The following is an 11796-nucleotide window of genomic DNA, read 5'->3' as shown; positions in this document are numbered from 1 at the left end:
AATATGCAAGCATATGACGTGCAAAACCGCTAGGCGCTCTTTGTGCGGTGTTGCCGTAATATAGTTATGCGGCAAAAAGCCGCATTACGACTGATCCAATGCGCCGATTACCGCAATAAATCCGGCAACATCCGTAAAATCCTGATAAACCGAGGCAAAGCGGACATAGGCAACGGCGTCGATCTGCTTGAGCATCTCCATGACCATATTGCCGATCTCAGAGGAGGTCACAGTACTGCGCATTTCGTTGGCGTACTGATTTTCCAGCTGGTCGATCATGGCGGAAACCTGTTCCATGCTCACAGGGCGCTTTTTAATGGCGTTAAAAATACCGGTAATCAGCTTGTTCCGGTCAAACGCCTCGAAGGAACCGTCTTTTTTCTGCACCATCAGCAGCGGTCGCTCCACTACCTCATAGGTGGTGAACCGCTTTCCGCAGCGAGTGCATTCTCTGCGGCGGCGAATCTTGGTTTCAGAGGGACGGGAGTCCAGCACGCGGGTATCCCGTTCTCCGCAAAAGGGACAATGCATTTTCAGACGCCTCCTTTCTGTATTGCGTGGATACGATTTTGCAGCAGGGTGTAATTACTCGCCAGCTCCGATACATCGGAAAAACCGCTGCGGTATAGTTCCAGAATCACGGAACAATCGGGGCTGACTTCCGCAAGGGTCTCCAGAAAGGCGTTCACCCGAAACCGACCCTTTCCGATGGGCAAACAATCACCGTACTGCCCGTGGTCACTGATATGGACATGCACCACGTGACTGCCCAGCAGCTTCAGCATGGCAAGAGGATCCTCACCGGAGCGCACCGCCTGTTTCACATCCAGCACAAAGCGAGCCTGTTTTCCCAGACCGCCGCACATTTCCTTGAGAAACGCCGAAGATGCACTGGTACAGCGTGCCACATTTTCCTGCGCCACAATGACGCCGTAGGATTCTCCCAGTTCCGCCAGACGTCGGAACCGTTCGAAATAAAGCTCTCGGTTCACCGTCCCTGCTGGTACTTTATTGCCGTGCAGCACGAACACCTCTGCGCCCAGCCGCTGCATTGCCGTGAAATAGTGGCGGCAGTATTCCAGATAATCCTCCACGCGGCGCGGATAGTTGGAAAAGAGCATCATAGGCTCCATTTCACTGGTAAACGGATGGAGCGAGCGACAGGTCATCTCAAACCGCTGCATCACCTGCGCCAGCGTATCCACAAAGTTCCGGCGCAGTTCTGCATGGGTGTTGATGAAAATTTCCACGTGGGAAACGCCGGCAAGCGCCAGGTCGTACAGCGCCTCTTCCACCACCCGGGGATAGAGGCACGCCGTGGAAACACCGGCACGCAGCATAGGATCCCTCCTTCCGTTTTTTCCATTATACCATGCCTTTGAAAAAATTTCAATAGAATTCGCATGATTTTCCGCAGAAATCATTTTAAATAACGAGAACACAATGTGATACATTGCATCAATTGAAAATTGTTTCTTAACCAACATAAAAAAGGGTGCTCATCATGCTGGTCCAGCTGAGCACAGCTGGCGCAGGTCCAGGGACAGCGTCCCTGGTCGCCGTCTGCAGACGGCGAGACACCCTGGCGCATCCTTTTGCGCCGCGGAGAAAAGGGGTGAGAAAAGCGGCAGCTTTTCGAGGGGAAAGCGGACAAGACCGCTTTCCCCCTGTAAGCCTTTTTCAACAAGCAAAATTTTGAAAACGTCCCGGTGGGACGTTTTCAACGGAATAAATTTTAGCTGTGACAGGGTACTACATCTAACCTCTGAACCGCAAAAAAACGAGCCAATGCACCGCACTGACTCGTTTTCTCATTTTTCGCTCAGAAAAAACTTATACTTTCGCCTTTTTCTTCACAGGCTGCAAAACGCTGATACCGCGCTTCTTCTGCCACCATACCCACAGGCTGGGTACAAAGCAGATAGAATTATAGGTACCCATCACAATACCGATCATCATGGGAACGGAGAAGCTCAGGATGGAGGTCAGACCCATTGCAATAGAGACAATGGTGACAACCAGCATAGAGCTGAATGTGGTGATAGAGGTACGTAGTGTACGGCGCAGGGACTGAGAGGAACTGATGTTCACCAGATCATTGACCTGCATTCCCGGCAGCAGCGTCTGATTTTCACGGATACGGTCGTAGATAACAATCGTATCATTGATGGCATAACCCAGCAGTGTCAGGATAACTGCCATGAAGTTGGAGTCGATCTCAAAGCCGCACAGTACCACGCCGCCATAGGTAACGATCAGCGTGGACAGAAGTCCCAATACTGCACACACGCCCGCAGACCAACCGCTGATCTGCTTGAATCGCAGTGCAATATACACGATCAGGATCAGTGCTGCAAAAATCGCAGCAACGATACACTTGGCAAAGAATTCGCTGCCCGATGTGGCATCCACATCGTTGGCATCCAGAAGCTCCAGCTCGCTGTCCGGATAGAGTTCCTGGATCTTGTCTGTTACCTCAGCCTGACGCTCAATGGTCAGACCCTCGTTGGAGCTGAAGGACAGGGACAGGGTCTTTGTATCGCTGTCCAGGCTTTCGCCGCCCTGGGCATTGACAGAAGAGCCAACCAGCGCGCCGATTTCACTTTCAATGGTATTTTCATCCATTTCGCCGGAATAGCTGTAAGTGATAATGGTACCGCCCTTGAATTCCAGCGCTACATCTACGCCAGTGAAGGTGGAGAGAAATGAAATGACGATCAGTGCAAGAGAAATCAGAAAGAACAGCTTCGACTTGCCACAAAAATTGCGCACTTTTACGTCAACATCAAACTGTTTCGGTTCTTTAGTCTGCTTTGACATCAATACCACCTCCATAAAGCTTTTTGTTCTGGAAGCACTTGAAGCGTGACAGAGACATGGTCATCAGTCTGGACGCCAGTACACCCATGATAAAGTTCATAATCAGACCGGTCATCAGCGTGAAGCCGAAGGAATAGATAACACCCTCGGTGGTTGCGCCGAAGAAGTAGAAGATCGTGTTGTTGAAGATCTTCGCCCAGATGCTGTCCGGCACGCCGAATGCACCCATGAGCACGATGGATACGATAATACCCGTCAGGTTTCCGTCGAAGATGGCACTGAAGGCTCTGTGATAGCCGGAATACAGCGCTGTATCCAGATTCTTGCCCTTGCGCAGTTCCTCACGGATACGCTCGCCGGTGATGATATTCGCATCGACGCCCATGCCGACAGACAGGATGATACCTGCAATACCCGGAATAGTCAGCGTCGTACTGGACATAAAGCCGAACCAGCCGGAAACCGCTGCCAGCATACCGGCAACCTGTCCGATCAGGGTAATAGACGCTACTACACCCATCAGACGGTACAATACGATCATATAAACAATGATAAATGCCAGTACAATGACGCCGGCAATGATCATTGCTGTCAGCGCACCCTCGCCCATGGTCGGGGAGATGGTCTTGAAGCTGGTGGTCTCCAGGGAGAAGGGCAGTGCACCGGAATTGATCTTGTCTGCCAGTTCCTTGGCACTTTCATATGTAAAGTCACCAGTAATGGTCGCCTTTCCGTCTGAGATCACAGCGCTGACAGACGGTGCAGAGATCATGGTGTTGTCCATCCAGATGGAGATCTGACCCTGCTGCGAGTAAAGTTCTGAAGTTGCCTCATAGAACTTTTCCTTACCGCTTTCATTCAGATCCAGAGTGACCATCCAGGTGTATTCGCCTGTAGTATCATCCTGGGTCGCACCGGTGCCAGCCTTTTCGACATCGGCACCCGTCAGTACGATGTCACCGGCAGGAATGATATTACCCGCTTCATCGTAGGATGAATCGGTACCCTTGCGGAAAGTCAGCTCAGCGGTCTCGCCCAGTTCCTTGACAGCTTCTTCCGGGTCGAAATTCGTCTCGCCCGCCTGCCAGGGGAACCGCACGATAATGCGGCTGCTCTTGTAGTCCACATAGGTCTCGCTGTCGCTGATGTTCTGGTTTGCCAGACGGAGCTTGATGGTCTCTAGCGCCGCGTCCATTTGTTCCTCCGTTGCATCCACATCGCCCGCCGGTTCAAAGGTCACGTCTACACCGCCCTGGATATCGATGCCCAGACGGATATCGCCGACCCCATGAACATAGGTCGTGACGGTATCACCATACTGGGAGGTTACACCGAATACAGTGGTGAGTGCAAACAGAGCGATAACGGCAAATACAATGAAGAAAACAGGTTTTTTTACTTTTCTCACGATTTAGCCTCCTGTGCTGCGGTCTGTCTGTGGCAGAACCGCATAGTATACTGTGCCGTCGGCAGAATGCACGATCGACAATTACTTATTATTATATTCCAATTTTCGCAATTAGTCAATAGGAAATGCAAAAGTTGTACAACATTGCCGATTTGAAAGTCAAAATTTCGGCGACTTCTCCAAATTCAGCCGGGAAACTTTTTGAAACAACGTTGCAATTCGTTTATTCTTATGGTATAATAGGAGAAATGAGAAATTCGAAAGAAAAGGAGGCATGACACCCATGGTACACTTTGGAAACGACTGGGATACCATTTTAGAGGGCGAATTCGCCAAAACATATTATCAGAATCTGCGGCAGTTCCTGCTGACGGAATACCGTACCCAAACCATTTATCCCGGCATGTACGATATTTTCAACGCTCTGAAATACACCGCATATGCCGATGTCCGGGCGGTAATCCTGGGGCAGGATCCCTATCACGGTCCCAACCAGGCACACGGGCTGTGCTTTTCCGTCCGCCAGGGCGTTGCACCGCCGCCGTCTCTGGTGAATATTTTTAAGGAGATCAAGGATGATGTGGGCATTGATAACACCGGAAAGCACGGCGAACTGACCAACTGGGCAAAGCACGGGGTACTGCTTCTAAATACGGTGCTGACAGTGCGTGCAGGGCAGGCGAATTCCCACCGGGGCAAGGGCTGGGAGGAATTCACAGACGATGTGATCCGGCTTCTGGATGCCAGAGAAGAACCGGTGGTGTTCCTGCTGTGGGGGAATAATGCCAAGTCCAAGAAAGCCCTTATCCAGCATTCCCAGCACCTGGTGCTAACGGCGGCGCATCCCAGCCCCCTTTCGGCATATCACGGATTTTTCGGCTGTAAGCATTTTTCCAAGGCAAACGCATTCCTACGGGAACGTGGATTGCCGGAGATCGACTGGAGTATTTAAGGCAATACCGCACAAAGATTGTGCGTCAGATGCGTCGTCAGATTTTTCGTCAGATGAAACAAAAAGCGCAGTGAATACTTTGTGTATTCACGAGCATTTTTGTGAAATATGACGGAAAAGATGCAAGCATATGACGTGCAAAGCCGCTAGGCGCTCTTTGTGCGGTGTTGCCTTAAGGCAACACCGCACAAAGAACCCGGGCGGATGATATCCGTCCCTTCAGCGGGGTTCTGTTTGTCTTTTCAATATCACGCTTCTGGCTATAGAAAAAATCTATGGCTTTCGATTCAAAATTACACTCTACCGAAATTCCCAGTAATGTGCTATAATATGAGAAATAACCGTTTAGGATATACCAACACAGAAAGGTTGATCCCCCATGAAAATTACATCTATGTTCTCCAATCACACAGTTTTTTCTTTTGAAATTTTCCCGCCGAAAAAGACATCACCCATTGAGACAGTCTATGATACCCTGGAAGCATTGCAGGATCTGAAGCCGGACTTTATCAGCGTCACCTTCGGCGCAGGCGGCAGCGGTAACGGGGAAAATACCCTTGCCATTGCACGCCGTCTGAAAGAACGGTACGGCGTAACACCCATGGCACATCTTCCCTGCATCCACTATACAAAAGATCAGATCGACCGGATCCTGGAACAGTTCCGGGAAAATGGCATTGAAAACGTCCTGGCACTCCGTGGCGACCGGGTCGAGGGGATGCAGCCGGCTGAGGATTTCATCCACGCATCTGAGCTGATTGCCTATATCCGGGACAAGGGCGGCTTTGATATTGCGGCGGCTTGCTATCCCGAATGCCACCCGGAGGCACCCAATCTGGACACGGATATCCGCCATTTAAAGGAGAAAGTGGATGCCGGCGCAAATCACCTCATTACCCAGCTGTTTTTCGACAACGATACTTTCTATGATTTCCGCTACCGCACTGCCCGTGCTGGTATCAATGTGCCCATTGAAGCCGGTATCATGCCGGTGACCAACCGGAAGCAGATCGAGCGTATGGTGACCATGTGCGGTGCAAGTCTGCCCAGAAAGTTTACCAAAATGGTACAGCGGTTTGAGAACAGCCCCGAAGCACTCCGGGATGCCGGTATTGCCTACGCCATTGACCAGATCGTGGATCTCGTGACAGACGGCGTGGACGGCATTCACCTGTACACCATGAACAACCCTTACGTAGCACGGAAGATCAGCGAAGCTGTAAGCGGTATTCTCAAAGCGGTGCCCGTATGCTGAGCCTGTCTCTGGAACCCATTAACCGGAAAGAGGCGCTCCGGTATATGGGGTATCACGGCGAACCGGACGAAGCTTTCACAGCGCTGGTGGATAATTGCGAAAAGGCACTGCAAAAAACTGCCCAGCCCAGAGTGATCTATCGGGTACTGCCCCTGTCCAGAGATGGAGACAGTCTTTCCGCCGGTGCGCTGCCCCTGCCGGGTACGGATATTGCAAAGCATCTGGGTGGCTGTGACCGGATCCTGCTTATGGCAGCGACACTTTCCGGGCAGGCAGACCAGCTGATTCACCGTGCCGGTATTTCCGATATGACACGTTCCCTGGCGCTGGATGCGTTGGCAAGTGCCGGCATTGAACAGATCTGCAACCGGGCGGAACTGTTTTTCCAGGAACAGCTGCCGGGGGTGTATTTCACCTGGCGGTTCAGTCCGGGATACGGTGACCTGCCTCTGGAATTGCAGCCCCGGATCTTGCAGCTGCTGGACGCCCAGAAGCGGCTGGGGCTGACGGTGACGGCGGAGAATATCCTCATCCCACGGAAATCTGTGACGGCACTTATCGGCTTGTCTGAGCAGCCTTTGAAAAAGGGCGCAAGAGGATGTGCTACCTGCCGGATGCGGGAAACTTGTGCGTTCCGGAAGGGCGGCGGGCATTGCTGACATACAGCAATAGGGCACCTCTAAAAACCTAGGCGATTCGGCAAAGTGCACAAGGGACGCCGGATTCTAGGCGCAAAACCGCAGGCATACTTTGTGTCTGGCAAGGTTTTGCAACGACGAAGACGGTGTTCATTGGGCATTTTGACGAACGTCATAGGTTTTTAGAGGTGCCCAATAGGCAAAAGGAGTGTATCTCTTATGAAAACAAAAAACGAAATCTATACACCCCAGCAGATACAAACCATATTAGAGCCCATATTTCTGCATTACCACGTCAAAAAAGCCATTCTGTTCGGTTCCTATGCAAAGGGAATGGCAAACGAACACAGCGACATTGACATCTTGGTAGACAGCGGTCTGAAGGGTCTGGCATTCTTCGGCTTGCTGGAAGATGTCGTCGATTCTCTGGGAAAAGATGTAGATTTACTGGACGTAACGCAGATCATACCTGATTCTGAAATCGAAACTGAAATCATGAAAAGTGGGGTGGCGATTTATGGATCATAAAGACAGACAAATCCTCTTGAAAATATACAATCACATTACTTCTATACTAGAATATTGCACAGATTGTGATACACTTGAGGAGTTTCAACAGAACTCCATGCGCATAGAAGCTTGTGTTTTTAATCTGATGCAAATCGGCGAACTCGCAAAGACGGGACTCAGTGATGCCGCCAAAATAGAAATTTCATCTATACCATGGAAACAATTATATGGTATGCGCAACCGTATTGTACATGGTTACTCTGGTGTAGATATGCGAATTGTCTGGGACACCATCCATGACGATCTTGCTTTCTTGAAAATGGAAATCAAAAAGTATTTGAATTGAAAGGACAACCCCCTATGCTCTCTTCCCTATTCCCCAACCGAAAATTCATCCGCTTAGACGGCGGCACCGGCTCTATGCTCCAGAAAGGCGGTATGCCTGTAGGCGCACTGCCTGAGGTGTACAATATTACAGAGCCGGAACGTATCATCGCCGTGCACCGTGCCTTTCTGGATGCCGGTGCCGATGTGGTCTATGCCAACACCTTCGGCGCAAATCGCCACAAAATGGCGAAGTCCGGCTATTCCGTCCAGGAACTCATTGCCGCCGGCATTGCCTGCGCCAGAAAAGCCTGCGAGGGTACCTCTGCAAAGGTTGCCCTGGATATCGGTCCTATCGGACAGCTGCTGGAACCGCTGGGCACGCTGACCTTTGAAGAAGCATATGATATTTTCCGGGAGGAGATCGAAGCCGGACAGGATGCCGACCTGATCGTCATTGAGACTATGACCGATCTGTACGAGACAAAGGCGGCACTTCTGGCAGCAAAGGAACATTCCCACAAGCCCGTACTCTGTACCATGACCTTTGAGCCGAACCTGCGTACCTTCACAGGTTGTACTGTGGCATCGGCGGCAATGACGCTGGAAGGTCTTGGGGCTGATGCAATCGGCGTGAACTGTTCCCTGGGGCCGGATGAACTGTATCCCATTGTGGAAGAAATGGCAAAGTGGACGACCCTGCCCCTGATCGTAAAGCCCAATGCCGGGCTGCCTGACCCTATTACCGGAGAATATCTGGTGTCTCCCGAAGAATTTGCCGCTGCTGTGGCGAAATTTGCGCAGCTGGGCGTTACCATTTACGGTGGCTGCTGCGGTACGACCCCGGCACATATTCAGGCGGCATACAACCTGTTGGAACAAACACCTATTATAAAGAAAGAAATCCCGGACATTCCGGCGGCAGTTTGCTCCCCTTCGGAAGTGGTGGTCATTGACCAGCCCCGCATCATCGGTGAGCGTATCAATCCCACAGGAAAAAAGCGGTTCAAGGCGGCATTGCAGGCAAATGATATGGATTATATCCTGGATCAGGCAGTGCAGCAGGTGGACGCCGGTGCAGATCTGCTGGATGTGAATGTGGGTATGCCTGGGATTGACGAAAAAGGCATGATGATCCGCACGGTAAAGGCGCTCCAGTCCATCGGCGGCACGCCCTTGCAGCTGGACTCCACTATCCCGGCAGTGCTGGAAGCGGCGCTCCGTGTGTACAATGGCAAGCCTATTGTAAATTCCGTCAACGGTGAGGAGGCATCTCTCCAGAATGTCCTGCCCCTGGTGAAAAAATACGGCGCTGCTGTAGTCGGACTGACACTGGATGAAAACGGCATTCCCCCGAAAGCAGAGGATCGGTTCGCCATTGCAAAGCGCATCCTGGACCGTGCCACGGCGCTGGGCATTCCGAAGCGAGACATTTATATTGACTGCCTGACCCTGACCGCATCCGCAGAACAGGACGGCGCACGGGAGACCTTAAAGGCACTGCGTCGGGTGAAAGAGGAACTCGGGCTGAAAACCGTCCTGGGCGTATCCAATATTTCCTTTGGTCTCCCCAACCGAGAGGCTGTCACCCGGACATTCCTGACGATGGCACTGGAAAACGGGCTGGATCTGCCTATTATCAACCCCAACATTGCCTCTATGACAGAAGCGGTGCGTGCTTATCGGTTACTGGACGGTATCGACCGGAACTGCACAGAATTTGTTGAAGCATATGCGGGTATGCCCACGGCTGCCCCTGCTGCCGCTCCAGTTTCCGCCGGGAAATCCCCTTCCCCGGAATCAAAACCAGAGGCTCTGGATCTGCCCTATGCTATGTCCCACGGGCTGAAAAACGAAGGGGCAAAAATCACAGCGCAGTTATTGGAAACCACTGATCCCATGGAAGTGGTGAACGGCGTGCTTATCCCGGCACTGGACGAAGCCGGAAAGCTGTTTGAGCAGGGAAAGATCTTCCTGCCCCAGCTGATCCAGACTGCCGGCGTGGCACAGGCGGCTTTTGAAGTCATCAAGACCACACTGATCCAGCGCAATGCCGCACCGGTGAGCCGGGGTGAGATCGTTCTGGCAACGGTAAAGGGCGATATCCACGACATCGGCAAGAATATTGTTCGGGTACTGCTGGAGAATTACGGCTACACTGTACTAGATCTGGGGCGGGATGTCCCCTGCCAGTTGGTGGCAGATACAGCAAAAGAACACGGCGTAAAGCTGGTGGGGTTGTCGGCGCTGATGACCACTACACTGGGTGCCATGGAAGAGACCATTCAGCTGGTGAAACAGTCCTGTCCGGACTGCAAGGTCGTTGTGGGCGGCGCAGTGCTCACGGCGGATTATGCGGAAAAGATTGGCGCTGACTTCTACGCCAAGGATGCCATGGATACTGTGGCTGTGGCGAAACAAATCGTTGGATAAGATTATAAATGCATAGTTATGGATATAAAGGAGGAGTTTTATGGCAACAGAACCCACCGGTGATATGCCAGAGCTGGACGAAGAAGAAAAGAAGATCCGAAAATGGGATTTGGTCAACAAGCAATGGGCTGCCACCATTATTTTCAGCGGCGTGGTCCTTTTGCTGGTGGCATTTTTGTTCATCAAACGGGAAATGTTCACCAATATGGTGGCATATGTCTTTGATGTCATCCGCCCCATCACCATCGGACTGATCATTGCCTTTCTGTTATATCGTCCCACCTGTCAGATCGAAAAGCTTCTTTCCAAGGTACAAAAACGAGCGCCCCGGTTTCCGGCAGGTGCATTGTCCGTATTCTGCGCCTATTTCCTGTTGTTTCTGATACTGGCAGTGATCATCCGCATCATCGTGCCCCAGTTTATCACCAGTATCAGGGATTTCACGGACAATATTATGATATACTATAATAATGCCATGAAATTCCTGAACAGCGACAAGGGCGAACAGATCCTGAACCTGCTGAACGAAAACGGCTTCGATCCGGCGACCCTGCGCACCAAGCTCATGAGCCTGACCACATACATTCCAGATGCTGTGGGCACCATCGGCACCTGGGCAAGCGGTCTCATCGGCGGCGTCATTGACTTTTTCATTGGTCTGATTTTCTCCGTCTATGTCCTCGCCGGACGGAACAAGCTGCGCAGTCAGGGCACACGGATCCTGCGCCACTTCCTGCCTCAAAAGTATTACCGCCGTCTGACCCACTATGGCACTCTCACCTTCTCGACTTTCTCCAAGTTCATCAGCGGTCAGATCGCAGACGCATTTATCCTGGGAGTTCTGATCTTCTGCGTCATGAGCATCGGCGGTCTGGAATATCCCATGATGATTGCCGTTATTATCGGTATCACCAATATGATCCCCTATGTGGGTCCCTGGATGGGTACCATCCCCTGTGCTCTGATCCTGCTTATGGTAAACCCCTGGCACGCCATCGCCTTTGTCATTATCGTCATCATTGCCCAGCAGGTGGACAGCAACCTGATCTATCCACGTGTTGTGGGCTCGTCCATCGGCTTGCCGGCGATCTGGGTGCTCTTTGCCATTACCGTAGGCGGTGGTCTCTTCGGCGTCATCGGCATGGTTGTAGGTGTCCCGGTGATGTCAATTATCTATACAGTGGTCCGGGAAAAAACTGCATCCAGCCAGGATGACGGTCAGTCCCAAAAGCCGGAAAAACGAAAGTGGCACATCCGCAAAACGGTCCAACGCATTCGCAATCGTGTCAAAAAGAACGATTCCCCTTCGGATTCAGAATAAAAAACAGCAGACAGGAACTGCCGAGTACACCGGTGTTCCTGTCTTTTTTTGCGTTCTCTCGATTGAAATTTGAACTTGTTTATTAATCCCATACAATATGATTTTATACAAATCTCTCCCTGCGAATTTGTGAAA

The 11796-nt window shown here is 51.4% G+C and carries 11 protein-coding genes; 7 read left to right on the top strand and 4 right to left on the bottom strand.

Annotation, left to right across the window (positions count from 1 at the left end):
- Positions 1-84: 84 nt before the first annotated feature.
- The 4 genes from nrdR to secD all read right to left on the bottom strand — a co-directional run bounded on the left by nrdR (position 85) and on the right by secD (position 4228).
- Entirely contained in the window at positions 85-531 is a 447-nt protein-coding gene (nrdR, locus tag Q0418_RS01810) for a transcriptional regulator NrdR (RefSeq protein ID WP_298481836.1), read from the bottom strand.
- A gap of 2 nt (positions 532-533) precedes the next feature.
- Positions 534-1340 carry a sugar phosphate isomerase/epimerase gene (locus tag Q0418_RS01805; protein WP_298481835.1) on the bottom strand — a complete coding sequence of 269 codons (807 nt, stop codon included), beginning with the start codon at positions 1338-1340 and terminating at the stop codon, positions 534-536.
- 493 nt (positions 1341-1833) lie between these two features.
- The gene (secF, locus tag Q0418_RS01800; RefSeq protein WP_298481834.1) at positions 1834-2820 is read right to left on the bottom strand and encodes a protein translocase subunit SecF; all 987 of its coding nucleotides are present in this window, start codon (positions 2818-2820) and stop codon (positions 1834-1836) included.
- Positions 2804-4228, bottom strand: a complete 1425-nt coding sequence (secD, locus tag Q0418_RS01795) for a preprotein translocase subunit SecD (RefSeq protein WP_298481833.1) — start codon at positions 4226-4228, stop codon at positions 2804-2806. Before secD ends, secF begins: the two co-directional genes overlap by 17 nt.
- A gap of 283 nt (positions 4229-4511) precedes the next feature.
- Here secD and Q0418_RS01790 point away from each other — a divergent pair, with 283 nt between their 5' ends.
- The 7 genes from Q0418_RS01790 (at position 4512) to Q0418_RS01760 (ending at position 11661) form a co-directional block, all read left to right on the top strand.
- A complete protein-coding gene (locus Q0418_RS01790) occupies positions 4512-5180 on the top strand; it encodes a uracil-DNA glycosylase (protein WP_298481832.1) in 669 nt (222 codons plus the stop codon).
- A gap of 379 nt (positions 5181-5559) precedes the next feature.
- The gene (gene metF, locus Q0418_RS01785) at positions 5560-6435 is read left to right on the top strand and encodes a methylenetetrahydrofolate reductase [NAD(P)H] (RefSeq protein WP_298481831.1); all 876 of its coding nucleotides are present in this window, start codon (positions 5560-5562) and stop codon (positions 6433-6435) included.
- The gene (locus Q0418_RS01780) at positions 6429-7094 is read left to right on the top strand and encodes a 5-methyltetrahydrofolate--homocysteine methyltransferase (protein ID WP_298481830.1); all 666 of its coding nucleotides are present in this window, start codon (positions 6429-6431) and stop codon (positions 7092-7094) included. The genes metF and Q0418_RS01780 overlap by 7 nt, the downstream gene beginning before the upstream one ends.
- Before the next feature lie 198 nt (positions 7095-7292).
- Positions 7293-7601: a nucleotidyltransferase family protein gene (locus tag Q0418_RS01775; protein ID WP_298481829.1), complete on the top strand. Its 309-nt coding sequence runs from the start codon at positions 7293-7295 to the stop codon at positions 7599-7601.
- Entirely contained in the window at positions 7591-7929 is a 339-nt protein-coding gene (locus Q0418_RS01770; protein WP_298481828.1) for a DUF86 domain-containing protein, read from the top strand. The genes Q0418_RS01775 and Q0418_RS01770 overlap by 11 nt, the downstream gene beginning before the upstream one ends.
- 14 nt (positions 7930-7943) lie before the next feature.
- On the top strand, positions 7944-10340 hold the full coding sequence (locus tag Q0418_RS01765) for a homocysteine S-methyltransferase family protein (RefSeq protein ID WP_298481827.1): 2397 nt from the start codon (positions 7944-7946) through the stop codon (positions 10338-10340).
- A gap of 40 nt (positions 10341-10380) precedes the next feature.
- Positions 10381-11661 (top strand): AI-2E family transporter, encoded by a 1281-nt coding sequence (locus Q0418_RS01760; protein ID WP_298481826.1) that lies wholly within the window; start codon positions 10381-10383, stop codon positions 11659-11661.
- Positions 11662-11796: the final 135 nt, after the last annotated feature.

The sequence above is a fragment of the uncultured Ruminococcus sp. genome (genome assembly GCF_937915125.1).
Taxonomy (GTDB): Bacteria; Bacillota; Clostridia; order Oscillospirales; family Ruminococcaceae; genus Ruminococcus_C.
Note: the sequence above shows the minus strand (reverse complement) of the source record. Positions and strands in the feature narration are given on the sequence as shown.